At 63.1% G+C, this 19,974-nt stretch carries 17 protein-coding genes; 2 read left to right on the plus strand and 15 right to left on the minus strand.

Going from position 1 to position 19,974, the window contains the following annotated elements; all coding sequences use genetic code 11:
* Nucleotides 1-243: 243 nt before the first annotated feature.
* Nucleotides 244-2,148: a polysaccharide biosynthesis protein gene (locus ACTPOI_RS07875; protein ID WP_440108041.1), complete on the minus strand. Its 1,905-nt coding sequence runs from the start codon at nucleotides 2,146-2,148 to the stop codon at nucleotides 244-246.
* Nucleotides 2,149-2,206: 58 nt separating this feature from the next.
* Nucleotides 2,207-2,848, minus strand: a complete 642-nt coding sequence (locus ACTPOI_RS07880; protein WP_440108042.1) for an LON peptidase substrate-binding domain-containing protein — start codon at nucleotides 2,846-2,848, stop codon at nucleotides 2,207-2,209.
* A gap of 79 nt (nucleotides 2,849-2,927) precedes the next feature.
* On the opposite strand from ACTPOI_RS07880, the gene ACTPOI_RS07885 reads away from it, so the two are divergent.
* Nucleotides 2,928-3,476 (plus strand): YggT family protein, encoded by a 549-nt coding sequence (locus ACTPOI_RS07885; protein WP_440108044.1) that lies wholly within the window; start codon nucleotides 2,928-2,930, stop codon nucleotides 3,474-3,476.
* A gap of 154 nt (nucleotides 3,477-3,630) precedes the next feature.
* On the opposite strand, the gene accD is transcribed toward ACTPOI_RS07885, so the two are convergent.
* From accD to asd, 7 genes are all read right to left on the minus strand, one after another.
* Nucleotides 3,631-4,503 carry an acetyl-CoA carboxylase, carboxyltransferase subunit beta gene (accD, locus tag ACTPOI_RS07890; RefSeq protein ID WP_440108046.1) on the minus strand — a complete coding sequence of 291 codons (873 nt, stop codon included), beginning with the start codon at nucleotides 4,501-4,503 and terminating at the stop codon, nucleotides 3,631-3,633.
* Between the two features lie 173 nt (nucleotides 4,504-4,676).
* The gene (gene trpA / locus ACTPOI_RS07895; protein WP_440108047.1) at nucleotides 4,677-5,486 is read right to left on the minus strand and encodes a tryptophan synthase subunit alpha; all 810 of its coding nucleotides are present in this window, start codon (nucleotides 5,484-5,486) and stop codon (nucleotides 4,677-4,679) included.
* Complete coding sequence (gene trpB / locus ACTPOI_RS07900; RefSeq protein ID WP_440108048.1) at nucleotides 5,483-6,769, minus strand: tryptophan synthase subunit beta; 1,287 nt, start codon at nucleotides 6,767-6,769, stop codon at nucleotides 5,483-5,485. The genes trpA and trpB overlap by 4 nt, the downstream gene beginning before the upstream one ends.
* A complete protein-coding gene (locus ACTPOI_RS07905) occupies nucleotides 6,747-7,604 on the minus strand; it encodes a phosphoribosylanthranilate isomerase (protein WP_440108049.1) in 858 nt (285 codons plus the stop codon). Before ACTPOI_RS07905 ends, trpB begins: the two co-directional genes overlap by 23 nt.
* A complete protein-coding gene (gene truA / locus ACTPOI_RS07910) occupies nucleotides 7,601-8,422 on the minus strand; it encodes a tRNA pseudouridine(38-40) synthase TruA (RefSeq protein ID WP_440108050.1) in 822 nt (273 codons plus the stop codon). The genes ACTPOI_RS07905 and truA overlap by 4 nt, the downstream gene beginning before the upstream one ends.
* Nucleotides 8,423-8,477: 55 nt before the next feature.
* Nucleotides 8,478-11,129: a FimV/HubP family polar landmark protein gene (locus ACTPOI_RS07915; RefSeq protein WP_440108051.1), complete on the minus strand. Its 2,652-nt coding sequence runs from the start codon at nucleotides 11,127-11,129 to the stop codon at nucleotides 8,478-8,480.
* A gap of 286 nt (nucleotides 11,130-11,415) precedes the next feature.
* A complete protein-coding gene (asd, locus tag ACTPOI_RS07920; RefSeq protein ID WP_440108052.1) occupies nucleotides 11,416-12,573 on the minus strand; it encodes an aspartate-semialdehyde dehydrogenase in 1,158 nt (385 codons plus the stop codon).
* A gap of 374 nt (nucleotides 12,574-12,947) precedes the next feature.
* On the opposite strand from asd, the gene ACTPOI_RS07925 reads away from it, so the two are divergent.
* Nucleotides 12,948-13,622, plus strand: a complete 675-nt coding sequence (locus ACTPOI_RS07925; RefSeq protein ID WP_440108053.1) for a dihydrodipicolinate reductase — start codon at nucleotides 12,948-12,950, stop codon at nucleotides 13,620-13,622.
* A gap of 69 nt (nucleotides 13,623-13,691) precedes the next feature.
* Here the strand turns inward: ACTPOI_RS07925 and leuB are convergent, their stop codons facing one another.
* The 6 genes from leuB to ACTPOI_RS07955 all read right to left on the minus strand — a co-directional run bounded on the left by leuB (nucleotide 13,692) and on the right by ACTPOI_RS07955 (nucleotide 19,950).
* Nucleotides 13,692-14,765, minus strand: a complete 1,074-nt coding sequence (leuB, locus tag ACTPOI_RS07930; protein WP_440108054.1) for a 3-isopropylmalate dehydrogenase — start codon at nucleotides 14,763-14,765, stop codon at nucleotides 13,692-13,694.
* 77 nt (nucleotides 14,766-14,842) lie between these two features.
* The gene (gene leuD, locus ACTPOI_RS07935) at nucleotides 14,843-15,493 is read right to left on the minus strand and encodes a 3-isopropylmalate dehydratase small subunit (protein ID WP_440108055.1); all 651 of its coding nucleotides are present in this window, start codon (nucleotides 15,491-15,493) and stop codon (nucleotides 14,843-14,845) included.
* Nucleotides 15,494-15,504: 11 nt separating this feature from the next.
* On the minus strand, nucleotides 15,505-15,630 hold the full coding sequence (locus tag ACTPOI_RS07940) for an entericidin A/B family lipoprotein (protein WP_069105166.1): 126 nt from the start codon (nucleotides 15,628-15,630) through the stop codon (nucleotides 15,505-15,507).
* A gap of 39 nt (nucleotides 15,631-15,669) precedes the next feature.
* Nucleotides 15,670-17,091: a 3-isopropylmalate dehydratase large subunit gene (gene leuC / locus ACTPOI_RS07945; RefSeq protein WP_440108056.1), complete on the minus strand. Its 1,422-nt coding sequence runs from the start codon at nucleotides 17,089-17,091 to the stop codon at nucleotides 15,670-15,672.
* 37 nt (nucleotides 17,092-17,128) lie between these two features.
* Nucleotides 17,129-18,187, minus strand: coding sequence for a LysR family transcriptional regulator (locus tag ACTPOI_RS07950; protein WP_440108057.1), 1,059 nt, complete (start codon nucleotides 18,185-18,187; stop codon nucleotides 17,129-17,131).
* Nucleotides 18,188-18,585: 398 nt separating this feature from the next.
* Nucleotides 18,586-19,950, minus strand: a complete 1,365-nt coding sequence (locus ACTPOI_RS07955) for an MBL fold metallo-hydrolase (protein ID WP_440108058.1) — start codon at nucleotides 19,948-19,950, stop codon at nucleotides 18,586-18,588.
* Nucleotides 19,951-19,974: the final 24 nt, after the last annotated feature.

The following is a 19,974-nucleotide window of genomic DNA, read 5'->3' on the forward strand; positions in this document are numbered from 1 at the left end:
CGTTGAAACTGGAAAAAATAACAAGAAACGCCTTGTTGTTTACCATCACACTTTGAAAATTCAAAAGGATATGTCTATGACAGTGAGCGTCACACCGTCTTTTCACAAAAAATAGCTACTGAATTCCAGGGTTGTATGCAGGTCTTCCTGTTTGTGGAGCCGTCGCACTTGTTTTCGTCGCCACCGGCTAAATAATGCACTACCTCTTTGCTGAAATAATTGCATTGATTTTAAATCTATGCATCATAATGTTTCTGGGGCGTAGGCCGGAACTAGCCGGCGAATCAAGTCCTTAAGATTCGACCCATGGTGACTTTGCATATCCTCAGCTAGGGCTTGTAGCTGTGGTTGTAATATTTCCCAGGACAAGTATTCCTCGCGGGCACGCAGTATTCGAAGATGTTCCGTTGGTCGTACGTTATCGCCGATCAGTAACTCTTCGTATAGTTTTTCGCCAGGTCGCAGCCCAGTAAATACGAGGTCGATGTCAGCGTGCGGGTGGCTCTGGTCCCTTATACTTAGCCCCGAAAGCCTCACCATTCGCTTTGCTAGTTCCAAAATTTTTATAGGCGTACCCATATCCAGAACGAAAACGTCGCCTCCTTCAGCCATAGCGCCTGCCTGTAATACCAGTTGCGCGGCCTCAGGGATGGTCATGAAGTAACGCGTTACTTCTGAGTGGGTTACGGTTACGGGTCCTCCTGCCGCGATTTGCCGTCGAAACAGAGGGATAACGCTGCCGCTCGAGCCGAGCACATTGCCAAAGCGTACCATTGAAAACCTTGTAGGGCTTTCCCAAGTGGCATCCGCGGTATCTTTATGTGATGGAAAAGGGTGAGTTGTGGAGGCTGCCAAGGCCTGCAAAATAAGTTCTGCCACGCGTTTGGTAGCACCCATTAAGTTCGTTGGTCGTACTGCCTTATCGGTTGAAATCAGCACGAAGTCTTGCACCTCGGTTGCAATGGCAGCCTTGACCGTGTGCAAGGTCCCGAATACGTTGTTCAGCACACCTTCCTCAGGATTGACCTCGACCATGGGCACGTGCTTATATGCAGCAGCATGGTAGATAGTGTGCGGACGGTATTGCTTGCAGATGCGTACGAGGTGCGACTCATCTCGCACATTCGCCAATATCGGCACAAGCTCAGATACGCGGATGCCTTTACCCTTTAAAGCGTCCAGTTCATGGTGAATGCTGTACAACCCATATTCGCTATGGTCTAGCAGTACCAAACACGCGGGAGACTGGGCCGCGATTTGCCGGCATAACTCGCTGCCAATGCTGCCACCAGCTCCCGTCACCAAAACGGTTTTTCCCCGAATGTTCCTGTCTAGTAATTGGGGGTTCGGGGTTACTGGCTCCCGGCCCAGTAAGTCCTCAATGTCCAGATCCTGAAAGTCTGCCATGGTGACGCGGCCACTGGCTAGGTCTGACAACCCAGGCAAGGTGCGCACCCGCACCGCAGCGTCCCCCAAGTCTTGAATGATCTCGTGTCTGCGCTCGCGGGTGGTGCTCGGAATGGCCAGCAGTACATCAGTGATTTTCAGTCGCTCGATCAGTTCGGGCAGGTTGCCCGGGCTGTAGACACGTACGCCATTGATGGTGCTGTCGGCCTTTTTGTGGTCGTCATCTACAAAACCCATAAGCCGGTACTGCCGCATGTTCTGCATGGCTGCGGCTGTTTGCGCGCCTGCACTTCCGGCGCCATAAATCAACAATCGGTGTGTGGCATTTTCGGGCCTGCCCGCCAGCCAGAACCAGCCCAGTGCGCGGCTCGCGCCCACCATCAGCAGCAGTATTAGCGGTTGCAGCACGCCGACGCTACGAGGAACGCCCTCCCATTGTGCTGCGAGCAATATGCTCAAAAGAATGGTGCCATAAAGCGCCACAGCTTTTCCGGTCGTTATCAACGCTGCGACACCCGTGTAACGGAATATTGCCCTGTACAGGCCCATTCGTACGAAGATTGGAAGTGCCAAGGTCGGTCCCAGGGCATAGGCTAACCACTGCAGACCAGACGGCCAGTGCGGAGTGTCCAGGCGCAGGGTAAAAGCCAGCCACATGGCAATGATCCCGATGCACAGGTCCAGACAAACTACAAAGAGTCGCTTGAGGGATCGTGGCCACGAAAGTATGGAACTCAGCATGTGCGGAAGGAAAAGGATGAGCTACAGACAGACAGGAGGGTTTGCAAACGGGTCAAGCCTACAGGGTAGGCGCTATGCCGGTGCGCTCCAACACATCCCCCACAAGTTCCAGCCTGACCAGGGGTGTCTCCAGCTCCATGAGTCGTTGCTTCAGCTCTAATGGAACGGGCAGCAATTCGCACCAGCGGTTCGCTACCCATCCACAATCTTCTAGCTGTGCTGCTGTTGGCGCGTCAAGGTGTGGGGCGCCCTGTTCGCGCTGCCGCAGTGTCTGCAGGACCTGAGCCAACGCCGTGGCCGTCATCCTGAGGTCGTCGGGCACCTGCACCGCCACGTCGTCATCGATCTGCTCGACGTCGGCCGTCCAGAGGCCATGCGTGAGCTGGGTGCGTCGCAGAATGCGAAAGCGTTGCGTGCCTCGGCAAAGCAGCGTGATCAGCCCGGGCTGGGGGGTGTCCAGCGCTTCAATGGTTGCCAATGTCCCAACATCGCCGAACTGTTCCTGCGCTGCACCCGCTTGGCGCACCTCCTTCCCTTCCCTAAGCGCCACGACGCCGAACGGAGCTCCTGCGCGGTGGCATTTGCGCACCATGTCGAGATAACGCACCTCGAACACCCGTAGCGCGAGAAGCCCTCCGGGGAAGAGCACGGAGCCCAGAGGGAAGAGAGGCAGCGATGACAGTGTCAGTGGCTGTGGCATGGGGCAAGTGGAAGGCTGGCCGCTATCATCCCACGACCTCACCCGCTTTCGCAGCTGTACCGCCGCTTTGTTGCTCGCCATGCTCTACCAGATCGCCACTTTTCTTCTTGACGTCATCGGTGGCCTGCTCACAGGCGCCTGCCTGTTGCGGCTTTACATGCAGCTGCAACGTGTGTCGTTCTCCAATCCGGTAGGTGGCTTGGTGTTTGCGCTCACCGACTGGTTAGTGATGCCATTGCGAAAGGTGATCACGCCAGTGGGGCGATGGGATCTCTCCAGCCTGATGGCCGCGGCCCTGGTGCAACTGGTCCAGTACGCATTGGTTCTGCTTTTGATAGGCGCTGGGGCCGCATGGGCTTGGTTGCCGTGGATGGCGCTTTTCGGGTTGGTGCGCGTGGCTGTGTCCGGGCTGATCGGTCTGATGATCGTGTACGCCGTGATGTCGTGGCTGCAGACCCGCTCTCCCATTGCAGATGTGATCGGGCGGCTTTGCGAACCGGTGCTCAGGCCGATAAGGAGGTTCGTGCCCCTGGCCCGGGGCATCGACCTCTCGCCATTGGTGCTGCTTGTGCTGCTGCAAGTGGCGATGATCGTACTTGGCCATCTGCAATCCAGCGTGATGCGCTGAATCGGGCGATTAAAGCAAAAAGCCCGCGGAGTGCACATATTGCAATGGTCGAATGCTATCAATAAAGTAGCTTTTTGCTTCCTGCCGGGTGGCTTATCCTGGTGTCGCGCATCAGTTGGCACCGCTGGTGCGAGCCGATGGATGCAGCGGCTGACTACATCACCGAGTCGGCGGGCAGTCGCTGAAGCATCGCCAGGCTGCTGGCCACGGTGTTGCGCAGTTCACGGCGGTCGCAGATGAAGTCCACGGCGCCCTTGGTCTGCAGAAACTCGGCGCGCTGGAACCCTTCGGGCAATGTCACGCGCACGGTGGATTCGATCACGCGCGGGCCGGCAAAACCGATCAGGGCCTTGGGTTCGGCAATCACGATGTCGCCCACAAACGCGAAACCGGCGCTCACGCCGCCCATGGTCGGGTCGGTCAGGACGCTGATGTAGGGCAGGCCCTTCTTGGCCAGGCGTGTGAGGGCGGCATTGGTCTTGGCCATCTGCATCAGGGAGAGCAGGCCCTCCTGCATGCGGGCGCCACCGGTGGCGGTAAAGCAGACAAATGGGACCTTTTGCTCAATGGCGGTTTCGACACCGCGCACAAAACGCTCGCCGACCACAGAGCCCATCGAACCGCCCATGAAGTCGAACTCAAAGCAGGCGGCCACCACGTTGATGCTCTTGACGGCACCGCCCATCACGATGAGCGCGTCCGTCTCACCCGTGTTTTCGAGCGCTTCTTTCAGGCGCTCGGGGTACTTGCGGCTGTCCTTGAACTTCAGGGCATCCACCGGCAGGACTTCCTGGCCGATTTCATAGCGGCCTTCGGCGTCAAGGAACGCATCCAGGCGTGCACGCGCGCCGATGCGATGGTGGTGGCTGCAGGTCGGGCACACATTCTGGTTTTGCTCCAGATCCGCCTTGTAGAGCACCGTCTCGCAACTCGGGCACTTGATCCACAGGCCTTCAGGGACCTGGCGGCGCTCGGTGGGGTCGGTCTGCTGGATCTTGGAGGGCAGAAGTTTTTCAAGCCAGGACATGGATTTCCTCTGTATGAATGGGCCAGCGGCGGCGCGCCCTTGATACTGGCGCGGCCCGAAGACCAGGGCTCCCGCGCAAGGGCCGCCCCGCCGCGCTGGGAGCGTCCCCCATCCCGCGCATAGCGCGAGAGAAGGGGGAAGCGGCAAAGCCGCTCAGGGGGATGCTCTTTATTCTACGCGTCCAGCGCCTTGCGAATGCCGCGCAGGAAGTCGATGGTGATGGGCACCACCTTGGCGTGCTCCTGGTCCTCAATCAGCTGGATGATCCGGCTGCCGATCACGACCGCATCGGCCACCTTGCCAATGGCCTGCGCCGTTGCAGCGTCACGGATGCCGAAACCTACGCCCACCGGAATGTGCACGTGCTGGCGGATGCGTGGCAGCATCTGCTCGACGGCGGCGGTATCCAGCGCACCCGAACCCGTGACCCCCTTGAGCGACACGTAATACACGTAGCCGCTGGCCACGCGGGCCACCTGCACCATCCGTGCATCGGTGCTGGTGGGGGCGAGCAGGAAGATCAGGTCCATGCCGTGGGCGCGCAGGCTGGCGGCAAAGGCCTCGCATTCCTCCGGGGGGTAGTCCACGATGAGCACGCCGTCCACACCGGCCGCAGCGGCGTCGCGCACAAATGCATCCGATCCGTGCTTCTGGTCGTAGCGTTCCACCGGGTTGGCATACCCCATCAGTACCACCGGTGTGGTGCTGTTGCGCTTGCGGAATTCACGTACGTGGTCGAGCACCTGCACCATGCCGATACCCAGGCTCAGAGCTTTCTCGCCCGCCTTCTGGATGACCGGGCCATCGGCCATCGGGTCTGAAAAGGGTACGCCCAGTTCGATCACATCGGCACCTGCCTCCACCATCCCGTGCATCAGCGCCGGGGTGATGTCGGCGAACGGAAAGCCCGCGGTCACATAGGGAATCAATGCCTTGCGGCCCTGGGCCTTCAGGGTCGAAAAAGTCGCTTCGATGCGGCTCATTTGATCATCACTTTCACGGTCTGCTCACCGCCCTTGACCGACTGGCCCTGGCAGCTGGGGCGGCAGTAGAAGTCTGCTCCGCTCAGGTCAGCCACGGTACCGATGTCCTTGTCGCCACGCCCGGACAGGTTGATCAGGATGGACTGGTCTGGCCGCATGGTTTTGGCCAGCTTCATTGCGTACGCCACGGCATGGCTCGATTCGAGCGCAGGAATGATGCCTTCCGTGCGGCAGAGATAGTGGAAGGCCTCCAGTGCCTCCTTGTCGGTGATGCCCACGTATTCGGCGCGGCCGATTTCCTGCAGCCAGGCGTGCTCAGGCCCTACTCCGGGGTAGTCCAGTCCGGCGCTGATGCTGTGCGTTTCCGTGATCTGGCCGTTTTCATCCTGCAGGATGAATGTGCGATTTCCGTGCAACACGCCGGCGCTGCCTTTTTGCAGGGAGGCCGAATGACGCCCTGACTCCAGCCCCTCGCCAGCCGCTTCCACGCCGATCAGGCGGGTCTTTGCAAACGGGATGTAGGGATGGAAGATGCCCATGGCATTGCTGCCGCCGCCCACGCAGGCAATGACTGCATCGGGCTGCTCGCCCAGCACCTTCTGCTCGGCCAGCATGGCGGGCATCTGGGTGATGCATTCTTTGCCGATCACGCTCTGGAAGTCGCGCACCATCATGGGGTAGGGGTGGGGGCCCGCCACCGTGCCGATGATGTAGAAGGTGTTGTCGACATTGGCCACCCAGTCGCGCATGGCGTCATTCAGGGCATCTTTCAGCGTCTTGCTGCCCGATTCGACCGGTACCACGGTGGCCCCCAGCAGCTTCATGCGGTACACGTTGGGGCTCTGGCGTTTGACGTCTTCGGCGCCCATGTACACCACGCATTCCAGCCCGTAGCGGGCGCAGATGGTGGCGGTGGCCACCCCGTGCTGGCCAGCGCCGGTCTCGGCAATCACGCGTGGCTTGCCCATGCGCTTGGCCAGCATGGCCTGGCCGATCACGTTGTTGATCTTGTGTGCGCCGGTGTGGTTCAGGTCTTCGCGCTTGAGGTAGATCTGTGCCCCGCCCATCTCGCGGCTCGTCCGGGCCGCGTGATAGATCGGCGATGGCCGCCCCACAAAGTGCTTGAGCTCGTAGTTGAACTCGGCCAGAAACTCGGGGTCGTGCTGGTAGCGCGCGTAAGCGTCGCGCAGTTCCTGGATGGCATGTGTCAGCGTTTCGCTGACGAAGCTGCCGCCATAGGGGCCAAAGTGGCCCGCGGGATCAGGTTGCTGATAGGAGGTCATGAAGGTTCTTTGCAAGCTGTGCATCGGCCGCGCGCACTGCGGCTACGAAGCGTTGGATTTTTTCGGCGTCCTTGATGCCCTTGACGGGCTTGCCATCGGGGCCATCGGCCTCAACGCCGGAGCTGACATCAACCGCCAGCGTCTTGCAACGCGGGCGGACTTGCAAAATGCCATCGGTCACGTTTGCAGGCGTGAGTCCACCAGACAAAACGAGGTGAGAGCTGACGCTTGGTGGAAGGAGTGACCAATTGAATGCCTTGCCGCTGCCGCCATACCCTTCGACGTGGGCGTCGAGCAGTATCGCTTGCGCGTGAGAATGATCGTTGGCGTATTTTACGAGGTCGAACTGCGCCGCACCGTCGCCAAGGGGAATCCTGGCAGCCCGCATGTAGGACCGGCTGGGGCTGGCGGCGCCCGCCATGCACTCTTGCGGACTTTCGTCACCATGAAACTGGAGCACACAGCCGGGCACCTGCGCGCTGATGGCCTGCACAGTCGCGGTGGCTTCGTTCACAAACAGCAGTACCGGCGACACGAAGGGCGGGAGCCGACTTGCCAGTTGTGCCGCGCGTTCCGGGGATACCGCGCGCGGGCTGGGGGCGTACATCACAAAACCGATGGCGTCTGCGCCAGCGGCAACCGCTGCGTCCACATCCTCTTCACGGGTGAGCCCACAAATCTTGATGCGTGTCCTCGCTGCGGTGTAGCGCAGCCCTGAATCCGGATGGCCCACCAGATCGTCAAGCCCCGTCCATCCTCGTAATTCGGCACCGGCCCGTCCGCTTACGGGCCGCGATGTGTGGGGTGGAAGGCTTGCGTCAGAAGTCGTGGTCATGGGAGCCAATCATACGCAGCCGTGCGCTGGGGCAGACCCCAGCGGGCGTCGTAGACGGGCCCCAGAAAGTACAAACCATCTGGCGAGAACGTGGGGGCAGCCGCGTCGCGCGATTTCGTCTGCAGCACATGCTCCATCCAGCCTGCGGGCTTGTCGCCTTGGCCCACGGCGATCAGGCATCCCATGATGTTCCGGATCATGTGGTGCAAGAAGGCATTGGCTTCAAACTCAAAGCGCCAGTAGCAAGGCGCCCAGCCCAGTTCGGGATGCGGCGCTTGCGTGCCCCTGCGCGTGATGCGGATGGGTTGAAGCGTCTTGACGGGCGACTTGGCCTGGCAGGCCGAGGCGCGAAATGACGTGAAGTCGTGTTCGCCCACAAGCTGGTCCGCTGCGTTCTGCATGGCGTCATGGTCCAGGGGGCGAAAAACCCAGCCCACCCGACCTGCATCAACGCTGGGCCGCACCGGCGACTGCAGCAGAACGTAGGCATACCGCCGGGCTGTTGCGCTGCCGCGCGCATGGAAGTCGTCCGGAACCGGTTGCGCCCACTGCACCGCGATGTCCGGGGGCAGGAAGGTATTTGTGCCGCGCACCCAAGAGGCCGCAGGACGGTCGAGCACGGTGTCGAAGTGCACCACCTGCATCAGCCCGTGCACGCCTGCATCTGTGCGCCCAGCGCACAGCGTACTCAACCGATGGGTCGCAAACCGCGCCAGTGCGGTTTCCAGCTTGTCTTGGATGGTGTTGCCAGAAAGCTGGCTCTGCCAGCCGCTGTAGGCTTGGCCGTTGTAGCTCACCCCCAATGCCACCCGCGTCATGGGGTGACCCGGTGGGGGCATCGGGAAGTGATGGGCTGCGTACTACCGCGGAGCATCAGCCGAGATCGGCCAACATCCGCTGGGCGCGGGTCTTGAGCGTGCCTGTGGCTTCCGCCACGACTTCTTCGATCAGCGTGCGGGCGCCGTCGGTATCGCCGATGGCGTTGAATTCCTCAGCCAATGCGAGCTTGGTGGCCAGCGGATCATCCTGCGCGGCTGCAGAGCCGTCATCCTCATAGTCCGGCTGTGCCGCGGCTGATACCGGGGCAGCAACTGGGCGTGCCATGGGCTGAGAGGGCGCGTTCAGATCAAGAGACAGTTCGCCAAGGTCAAACTCCATCGGCGCCGAATCTGGCGGGTCGCCGATCAGCGGCATGGGGCCCGATGGCGCCATGCTGAGATCGTCAACGCTCGGGAAATCGAGATTGGAAGCCATGGGCGCAGGTGCGATGGGGCTTGGTGCTGTTTCCTGCGGTGCCCAGTCAGTCGATGCCACTGGCTCCAGGCCGGGGCGGACGGTGGAAATGTCGTCTGCATCCGAAGTGGCGTTCCCCCGGTTCGGCGCTGACGCAGCTGCCGCGGCGGCTGCAAAGCCCCCTGGTGCGGCTGGCGCGTCGGTCAAAGCATCATCGGGCAGGTCCAGATCAAGGTCCAGATCCAGATCCAAGTCAGGGGGCGCCATGGCAACGGCGGCTGCTCCAGCGGCAGGTGCGCCAGGGAAGGTGCTGGCAAAGCTGCCCGGTGGAAGCGACGGATAGTCCTCGTCAGGCATGCCAGGGCGGCCGCCTGGCTGGTAGATGCGGTTCTCGGGATCAAGCTCGCGGCCAAGTTCGGCAATCCGCGCCCAGTCGGGGCCTTCGCCCTGGGTCAGCTTGAAGACGTCACCCGCCACCGCTTCCAATGCCTTGCGATCCTGGCGCTTCGCGTAGATCTCGCCCAGTTTGACGTGTACGGACACACGGGCGGGGTTGTGCCGGATGGCTTCCTTGAGGATTTCTTCAGCCTGGAGGTCACGGCCATAGGCCAGATAAACGTCGGCCTCGGCAACGGGGTCCACGTCGCCGCCAGCATCAAGCTGGCTCGGGGAATAGGCCATGGACGAACCGGTCGTCATGTCGCTGTTGGCGGTATCCACGCGTTGGCCGCCACTGGCGCCAAAGAACGAGTCCGGTTGAATGCGGCTTTCGAGGAAAGAGCTGTCCACGCCGCCGGCCTGCTTGCGCCGCTGTGCAATGCGGTAAGCGCCATAGCCCAGCAAAAGTGCGAGCAGTCCACCGCCCGCGAGAGGCAACATGGGGTCTTCCATCAAGCCGTCCATGAAACTGGGTTCAGCGGCGAGGGGCGGCACAGCGACGGGTGGCGGTGGTGGAGCAGCGGGCGCGGGCGGAGGGGCTGGCACCTCGGCAGGGGTAGATGCCGGTGCGGATGCCGCCTCTGCTGCGGGCGGGGCTTCCGCAGGAGCGCTGGCAACCGGTGCTGGCGCGGGCGCGGCGGGTGCCGCGACAGCCGGGGTTTCAGGCGCTACCGGCGTGGCCGGTACCACGGGGCTCTTTACGGCTACACCAGCGGCGGCGCTGGCCGAAGGCGCGGGTGTAGTGCCTGCACCAGCGGCCGCTGATGCCGCGCCCAGCTTGTTCAGGTCGGTGATGTTCTTGGACAACTCGGCCATTCGCGTGGCTGCTTCGCCGGCCTGCTTGTCCTTGGCCACTTTTTCTTCGGCGGCCTTCTGCCCTTGCAGCGATCCCTTTGAAAGCGTCAGCTTGTCAGGCGCTGCAGTCGCAGCCTTCCGGTCCTCCACACGCGTCTGTACCGTGCCTGTGGCTGAACGCTGGGCTGCAGCCACTTCGGTGGAGGGTGCGGCCCCAGCCAGCTTGCGGCGGAACTCGTTGAAGTCGCGGGCCTGGGCTGCAAGAATCTGGCGCGCCTCCGGCGCCGGAGTGGCCTGGGCTGCTGCCTGGTCAGGCATTTGCAGCACAGCGCCGGCCTTGAGACGGTTCACGTTGCCCTGGATGAATGCGTCCGGATTAGCGCGCATCATGGCAACCAGCATCTGGTCGAGGGAAACATCTGCGGGTCGGTAAGCGCTGGCCAGACGGCCGGCCGTGTCGCCGGACTGTACGGTCACACCCCCGGCTGGGGCAGCGCGGGCAGCTGCGGGCGCAGGTGCAGATCGTGGGGCCGTGGGCTCGGCAGATCGCACGGCTGCTGGCGAACGTGGCGCAGCCGACGGTGCCTGCACTGCGGGCGAAGCGGGTGCCGAGATCTGTGGAGCTGCAGTGGCTGCTGGCGCTGGGCGGCGCAAGGCTGGCGGGTCAAACAGCATCGTGTAGCTGCGCACGATGCGACCAGAACCCCAGTTGGCATCCAGAACGATGTCGAGGAACGGCTCGTTCACGGGCCGTTCGCTGCTCAGCCGCAAAAACGCCGTGCCGTCAGGGCGCCGCTGCAACTGGAACTGCAGATTGCTGACGAGCTGGGTGTACTCCATCCCTTGCGTGCGGAAGACATCGGGCGTAGCCGTGGTTGCCCGCAGGGTGTCTGCCTCGGCAGGGGTGATCTGGGGAATGTCGATTTCGGCGCGCAACGGCTCGCCCAAGGCAGACTGCACTGTGATGCGACCCAGCGCCAGCGCGGACGCGTCAGCCGAGTAAAAGCCGGCCGACGCGACGGCCGCGGCCGCCAGGACAGAAAATTTCCAACGATGCATGTTTGCCAACAACTGATGAGGTTTTTGAACGGCTCGGTCGAGCGGCGTTTTTTTTCGCATGGTCTGGTCCCGCCCCGGCGCGTGAAAATATGTAAAAAGCACCATAGCATCAATGTTTTGCACTGACAAGCTGAGGTGCTGCGGAAGCTTTCAGCGCCCGGTTAGCGCCCCGCTTTGGTGCGAACACATGTTGCCTATTGCCAACGAGGCGTAACTGGTTGTGTCTTGGCATCGCCAACGAAAAAGCGCGCACATCGAAGGTTGTGCGCGCTTTCGAGGGTGCGGATCAGGCGTCGAGCAGGATGCGCAGCATGCGGCGCAAGGGCTCGGCAGCGCCCCACAACAGCTGGTCACCAATGGTGAAGGCGCCAACGTATTCCGGCCCCATGGCCAGCTTGCGGACGCGGCCGACCGGGATGGTCATGGTGCCGGTCACGGCCACGGGAGTCAGGTCCTTGATGGTTGCCTCGCGGGTGTTAGGCACTACCTTTACCCACTCGTTGTCGGCGGCGATCATGGCCTCAATGTCGGCCACGGGCACGTCCTTCTTCAGCTTGAAAGTCAGCGCCTGGCTGTGGCAGCGCATGGCGCCTACACGCACGCAGAAGCCGTCGACCGGGATGGCGGCCGAGTTGAAGCCTTCGCCCATGCCGAGGATCTTGTTGGTCTCGGCCATGCCCTTCCACTCTTCCTTGGACATTCCCCAGCCAAGCTCGTCCTGGCTTTTTCCGAGGCCCAGGTCCTTGTCGATCCACGGGATCAGCGAGCCGCCCAGAGGCACGCCGAAGTTGGCCGTTTCGGCTGCAGATAGGCTGCGCTGCTTGGCGATGACCTTGCGGTCGATCTCCAGGATGGCGCTCTTTGGGTCGTCCAGCAGCGCCTTCACTTCAGCATTGAGCGTGCCGTACTGCGTGAGCAGTTCGCGCATGTGCTGGGCGCCACCGCCCGACGCCGCCTGGTAGGTCTGGGTACTCATCCACTCCACCAAGCCTGCCTTGTACAGCGCGCCCACGCCCATCAGCATGCAGCTCACGGTGCAGTTGCCACCGATCCAGTCCTTGCCGCCGTTGGCCAGCGCATTCTTGATGACCGGCATGTTGACTGGGTCCAGCACGATGACCGCGTTCTTTTCCATACGCAGCGAGGATGCGGCGTCGATCCAGTGGCCGTTCCAGCCGGCAGCGCGCACCTTGGGGTACACCTCGCTGGTGTAGTCGCCGCCCTGGGCGGTGATGATGATTTCGCAGCGCTTGAGCTGCTCGATGTTGAACGCGTCCTGCAGCGTGGTTTCGTTCTTGGCCTGGGCCGGGGCCTTGCCGCCTGCGTTGGAGGTGGAGAAGAACAGGGGCTCGATCAGGTCGAAGTCCTTTTCCTGCACCATGCGGTCCATCAACACCGAGCCGACCATGCCGCGCCAGCCGACCAAACCTACCAACTTGCTCATTTCTCGCCCCTTTTCATAGTTACAAACAGTGCCCGACCGGACTGTCTGCCCCGGCTCGTCTGGGCCAGGGAGGGCGCACGACGATACCGGAGCTGGATCAGCCCTTAATAGTGGTCGTGGTTTTGATCATGATTGCGCGCGCAGCCACACCGGCCTGGGCGGCGGATGCTGTGTTCAGGGCGAACGGGCGGGCGGCAAACATGGGCTGGAATTGTAGCTGATGCGGTGAACGCAGCTCCGCCGCAGTCAGGCTGTGCACGGATGCCGCGGCGTTTGGCACGGTCTGGTGACCGCAATAGGCCTGCAGCTATCTTCTGGTCCCGCTCCAGCGTCTACAGTCGCTCCCTCGTCGTCATTGGATCGGATTGCGGAACATGCAAGTCATCGTCGTGGGGTCGGGCAAGCTCGCCCGGGAGTTGCTGGCGGCGCTGGATGCCGGGCTTGGTGGCCGTGTCGTGGCATGGCGGTCGGGGGAGTTGCAAACCGCCAAATCTGTCGTCGTCCACGCGGGCTCGGGTCGCGAGATCGACGAGGTCCGGCGCTTTTGCGAAACCACGCAGTCGGCGCTGGTGGAGCTGGCCACCGGCTCTGTGCTCGAAGAGGGCCCGGTGGCGTGCCCCGTGATCCTGTGCCCCAACACCAACATCCTGATGCTCAAGTTCATGGCGATGCTCGGGCGCAGCGGGGCGCTGTTCCGCGGTTACCGCATCGGGCTGGTCGAATCCCACCAGGCGGGCAAGACGTCCGTGCCGGGCACGGCGGTCAGCATGGCCGAGTCACTGGGGCTGGATGCGTCGGAGATTAGGTCGGTGCGAGACGTACAGGTTCAGCAAAACGCACTGCAGATTCCGCCCGAGCATCTGGCGCGACACGCCTTCCATGAGGTGGCGATCGAGGACGGCGCCTGCAGCATCCGGATGGAAACCCGCGTGTATGGCGACGCACCGTACGCCGACGGCGTCGCGCAGATCGTGGCCGCTGTGCGCCGGCAGGCGCTGGAAAACCGGCGCTATTCCATCCTGGAATTCATCGACAACGGGTGGGTCTAAAGCGGGCGAACCCCCAAAGAAAAAGCGCCGGATAACCGGCGCTTTGCGGGGTGGATAAAGCTGCCAAATTTAGCTGGCGAGCGCCTTCACCACGGCATCGCCCATCTGCGCCGTGCCCACCTTGGTGGTGCCTTCGCTGTAGATGTCTGGCGTGCGCAGGCCTTGCGCCAGCACCTTCTGCACAGCCGCTTCAATCCGCTGGGCGGCGGCTTCCTGGTTCAGGCTGAAGCGCAGCATCATCGCGGCGCTCAGGATGGTGGCCAGCGGGTTGGCCACGCCTTTGCCGGCGATGTCCGGCGCGCTGCCGTGGCTGGGCTCGTACAGGCCCTGGTTGCTGCTGTTCAGGCTGGCCGATGGCAGCATGCCGATGGAGCCGGTGAGCATCGAGGCTTCATCCGACAGGATGTCGCCGAACATGTTGCCGGTGACCACCACGTCGAACGCCTTGGGGGCCTTCACCAGCTGCATGGCCGCGTTGTCCACGTACATGTGCTGCAGCTCGACGTCGGGGTATTCCTTGTGCACGTCGGTGACCACGTCCTTCCAGAACTGGAAGGTTTCCAGCACGTTGGCCTTGTCCACGCTGGTGACCTTCTTGCTGCGCTTGCGGGCGGCCTGAAAGGCGACGTGGGCGATGCGCTCGATCTCGGGGCGGCTGTAGCGCATGGTGTCGAAGGCTTCTTCGGCGCCAGGGAAGTGGCCGTCGGTAGCCACGCGGCGGCCGCGTGGCTGGCCGAAGTAGATGTCGCCCGTCAGCTCGCGGATGATGAGGATATCGAGGCCTGCGATCAGCTCGGGCTTGAGGCTGGATGCACCCACCAGTTGCTCGTAGCAGATGGCGGGGCGGAAGTTGGCGAACAGGCCCAGGTTCTTGCGCAGGCCCAGAATGGCTTGCTCAGGGCGGAGCGGCCGGTCGAGCTTGTCGTACTTCCAGTCGCCCACAGCGCCGAACAGTATGGCGTCGGCCTCCTTGGCGAGCTTGAGCGTGGACTCGGGCAGCGGGTGGCCGTGGGCCTCGTACGCGGCGCCGCCGACCAGTGCGGATTCCATCTCGAACTTCAGGTCGAGTGCCTTGAGAACCTTGACGGCCTCGGCCACGATTTCGGTGCCGATGCCGTCACCCGGCAGAACTGCGATCTTCATTGTTGTTTGCTCTGTTATTGATAGCTGCCAGCGCATGATTTGCATGCGCTACAGGCCGTTTTTGCTTGAAATGTGGATCAGGAGACCATCGAATGCGCCAGCCAAGGCTTGGTGGCCAGGCGCTGGGCTTCAAAAGCCTTGATCTTGTCGGACTGGCGCAGGGTCAGGCCGATGTCGTCAAAGCCGTTGAGCAGGCAGTATTTGCGAAAGGCCTGCACCTCGAACGGGATCTCTTCGCCCTGGGGGCGCACGATGACCTGGCGCTCCAGGTCGATGGTGAGCTGGTAGCCGGGGAAGGCGTGCACTTCATCAAACAGCTGGGCCACCGTGGTCTCGGGCAGCACGATGGGCAGCAGGCCGTTCTTGAAGCAGTTGTTGAAGAAGATGTCGGCAAAGCTGGGCGCAATTACGGCGCGAAAGCCGTACTGGTCCAGCGCCCACGGCGCGTGCTCGCGGCTGGAGCCGCAGCCGAAGTTCTTGCGCGCCAGCAGCACGGAGGCGCCTGCATAGCGTGGCTGGTTCAGCACGAAGTCGGGGTTGGGCTTGCGGCTGGCCGGGTCCTGGCCCGGCTCGCCGTGGTCCAGGTAGCGCCATTCGTCAAACAGGTTCACGCCAAAGCCGGTCTTCTTGATCGACTTCAGAAACTGCTTGGGGATGATGGCGTCGGTGTCGACGTTCTCGCGGTCCATCGGGGCCACGAGGCCCTTGAGTAAGGTGAATTTCTGCATGGGGACCTTGTTTACTTGGCTGCGCGCTCGATGGCGTTGCCTGCGCGTTCGATGTCCTGGCCCACACCCTTGACGGTGTTGCAGCCGGCCAGCACAAAAGCCAGGGACAGGGCGATGAGGGTGGCGGTCTTCTTCATGGCGAGGTTCCTTCAGTCTTGATGCGTGGGTGGATGGGGTCAGGCGAACTGGCGAATGTCTACGAAATGGCCGTGCACGGCAGCGGCTGCAGCCATCGCGGGGCTCACCAGGTGGGTGCGGCCACCAGCGCCCTGACGACCTTCAAAGTTTCGGTTGCTGGTGGATGCGCAGCGCTCGCCGGGCTCCAGGCGGTCGGCGTTCATGGCCAGGCACATGCTGCAGCCCGGCTCGCGCCACTCAAAGCCTGCGGCCAGAAAGATCTTGTCCAGGCCTTCGCGCTCGGCCTGCTCTTTGACGAGGCCCGAGCCGGGCACCACCATGGCCAGTTTCACATTGCTGGCCACCTTGCGGCCCAGGTTCTTCACCACGGCAGCGGCTTCGCGCATGTCTTCGATGCGGCTGTTGGTACAGCTGCCGATGAATACCTTGTCGATGGTGATGTCGTTGATGGCCTTGCCGGGCTGCAGGCCCATGTAGGTGAGGGCGCGTTCGATGGCACCGCGTTTGTTCGCATCCTTTTCCTTGTCAGGGTCGGGCACGCGAGCATCCACGCCGAGCACCATCTCGGGGCTGGTGCCCCAGGTGACCTGCGGCACGATATCGGCGGCATCGAGCTTGACGACGGTGTCGAACTTCGCGTCGGGGTCGGAGTGCAGCGTCTTCCAGTACGCCACGGCCTGGTCCCATTCCACGCCCGTGGGTGACAGAGGGCGGCCCTTGACGTATTCGATGGTCTTGTCGTCCACCGCCACCAGGCCCGCGCGCGCGCCGCCTTCGATGGCCATGTTGCATACCGTCATGCGGCCTTCCATGCTCATGGCACGGAAGACGGAGCCTGCAAATTCAATGGTGTAGCCCGTGCCGCCCGCCGTGCCGATCTTGCCGATGATGGCCAGCACCACGTCCTTGGGCGTCACGCCTTTGGCCAGCGTGCCGTCCACCTGCACCAGCATGTTCTTGGCCTTTTTGGCCAGCAGGGTCTGCGTGGCCATCACGTGTTCGACCTCGGAGGTGCCGATGCCGTGGGCCAGTGCACCAAACGCGCCGTGCGTGCTGGTGTGGCTGTCGCCGCACACCACCGTCATGCCGGGCAGGGTGGCGCCGTTTTCGGGGCCAATTACATGGACGATGCCTTGGCGCTTGTGCATGAACGGGAAGAACGCCGCGGGCGTGATCTGCGCCATGTTGTCGTTCAGCGTGGTGATCTGCTCCTTGCTGATCGGGTCGGTAATGCCGTCGTAGCCGTTTTCCCAGCCGGTGGTGGGCGTGTTGTGGTCGGCGGTGGCCACGATGGAGCTCATGCGCCAGACCTTGCGACCGGCTTCGCGCAGGCCCTCAAAGGCCTGGGGGCTGGTCACCTCGTGCACCAGATGGCGGTCGATGTAGAGGATGGACGTGCCATCTTCTTCGGTGTGCACAACGTGCTCGTCCCAGATCTTGTCGTAGAGGGTGCGTCCCATGGCGAGGCTTTCTTGGTTTTCAGGTGGGTGGGAAATTCTAGTGGTGTGCCTGGCGTGCAGGCGCAGCAGCCGCCGTGGCGGACGTAATGGCCTGTACGGGTAGCGGCTCGCGCGGTGCCAGGTGCTCCACCAGCAGGCGCGCCGTCACCGGCAGTGCGTCGAAGTCGCGGGCCACCACGCGCAGTTCGCGGTGGGCCCAGGCGTCGGTCAGCGGCACGGCGTGCAGGTGGCCCACGCTCTGCATCAGCTCAAAGGCGCGGTCGGGCAGCAGGCCCACGCCCAGGCCGTTGTCGATCATGCGGCACATGGCATCGAGGCCGGTGACCTGGATGCGCTGGCGCAGCGTGCGCCCAGCCGTGGCGGCGGCTGCGCGCATCGCCAGGCTGATGCTGCTGTTGGCATGCAGTCCTACGATGTCCCAGTCGAGCACTTCTTCAAAAGCAATGCTGTCGCGGGCGGCCAGTGCATGGCCCTGCGGCACTACCAGCATCAGGCGGTCGGTGCGGTAGGGGCGGCTTTGCAAACCGGCGGCAGTGCGCGGCGCGGCAGCCGTAGCGCCTGGTGGCTCTGCAAGAGGCGCTTCGGCCAGGCCCGGTGCGGGTGCGGTGCTGGCCTGGCCCAGGTTGCAGATGCCCAGGTCGGCGGCGCCTTCCTGCACGGCGTGCAGCACGGCGCTGGAGAGGTGCTCCTGCAGGTCGATCTTGATCTGGCTGTGCAGCCGGGCAAAAGCGCCCAGGTCTTCGGGCAGAAACTGAAAGATGGCCGAGATGTTGGCGTGCATGCGCACATGGCCGCGCACACCGTCGGCGTATTCGCTGAGCTCGCCCTGCATGCGCTCCAGGCCGAACAGCACCGTGCGTGCGTGGTGCAGCAGGCTCTCTCCCGCGGGTGTCAGCGTGACGCCGCGGCTGTGGCGGTACAGCAGGGGGGTGTCCACCGCCGTTTCCAGGTCCGACAGGCGCTTGCTGACGGCTGACGCCGCAATGAATTCGCGCTCCGCAGCGCGGCCGATGCTGCCCAGCTCGCACACCGCCACAAACAGCTGGAGCGAGGTCAGGTCAATGCGGCGCGCAAAACTGCGCTCGGAGCTTTTCATGGAGGGTGGAGGCCTCTTGTTCGGAGAAGGATCGTTATTTTCAGCGGCATTTCATCACGTTGTCATCGTGGAATGCGATGGCCGAGGTCGCTGAATGGACGTTTTTTCTGGCGCTGGGCTGGCGGTCAAAAGAGCCTTTTCCAGCAACTTCTCGGTCAAATATACCGCTAGCGCACGTATTTATTGCACTTGTAGCTATCAAATGTATAGCATATTGGTGCAGCACTGGGGGATGCGACTGGGAGGGGGGCAACCCCAGGTTGAGCCAGTGCGGGTTGGCACTAAGGCAATGATCAATGCTGGCGGGGCGACGACAGCGGGAGAAGTACGCGCAATCCAGGCAGGTGGCTGGGCCGTGCGCAACCATCGGCTCCGCAACTCTGCCCATCACACCCTGATCACGCCGCCACCGTGCTCCCATGCTCCGGCACGCTCACCCGCCAGCGCAGCTCGTGCGCAATGCGCTGGCGCAGGTGGTCGGCTGCGCTCATCTCCCCGTGCACCACAAACACCTGGTCGGGCGCGTGCCCCATGCTGCGCAGCCACGCGATGAGCTGGTTGCCGTCGGCATGGGCCGATGCAGACGAGAGCTTGACCACCTCGGCGCTCACGCTCACGTCCTGCCCATGGATGCGAATAGTCTTTTCGCCGTCGGCCAGCCGGGCTCCGCGCGTGCCCGGTGCCTGGTGGCCGGTCAGGATGATCATGTTGCGGTGGTCGCCTGCATGCAGCGCCAGGTGGTGCAGCACGCGCCCGCCGGTGGCCATGCCGCTGGCCGCCAGGATCACCATCGGCCCGTGCAGGCGCGCCAGCCCCTTCGATTGCTCCGGCGTCTGCACCATGGTGGCACCGTGCTCCATGGCCTGCACCTCGCGCGCATTCAGCCGGTGCTCGCCCAGGTGGTGCTGGTACAGGCCCGTGGTGCTCACGGCCATGGGGCTGTCGAGAAACACCTTCAGTGACTTGGGCACCGCCTCTTGCGCCTTCAGCAGCCCGATGGCGTGCAGCACCATCTGCGCACGGCCCACGGCAAACACGGGCACCACGGCCACGCCGCCGCGGCCTGCCAAGCGCTGCAGGGCAGGGCCCAGTTCTTCCAGCAGGGTTTCGGGTGGATGCTGGCGGTCGCCGTAGGTCGATTCGATCAGCACCGTGTCAGCCACGGGGGGCGCGTCGGGTGGGTTCATCAGCAGGTCGTCTGGCCGGCCCAGGTCGCCCGAGAAAAGGATGCGCCGCCCGCCCACTTCCAGCAAGACGCTGGCCGCACCCAGGATGTGGCCTGCAGGCGAAAAGGTGGCGCGCCAGCCGGGCAGGGGCTCGAACGCGGCGTTCATGGTGTGCACCTTGAACTGGCGCATGCAGTGCACCGCATCGAGCCGCGTGTACAGCGGCAGGGCAGGGCTGTGGCTGCTGAGCTGGTGGCGGTTCAGGAAGGCGGCGTCTTCTTCCTGCAGGTGGCCGCTGTCGGGTAGCAGGATGGCGCACAGGTCGCGGGTAGCCGGTGTGGCATGGATGGCGCGCGTATAGCCGTCGCGCGCCAGCAGCGGCAGGTAGCCGCTGTGGTCCAGGTGGGCATGGGTCAGCAGCACCGCGTCGATCTGCCCGGGCGTGACCGGCAGCGGCTGCCAGTTGCGCAGGCGCAGCTGCTTGTAGCCCTGGAACAGCCCGCAGTCCACCAGCAGGCACTTGCCGCCGTGGCGCACCAGGTACTTGGAGCCGGTGACGGTGCCCGAGCCACCGAGAAAAGTGATGTTGACGTCCATGTCGGATCCTTGGCTGAAGCCGCA

This window comes from Acidovorax sp. BL-A-41-H1 (assembly GCF_051942715.1).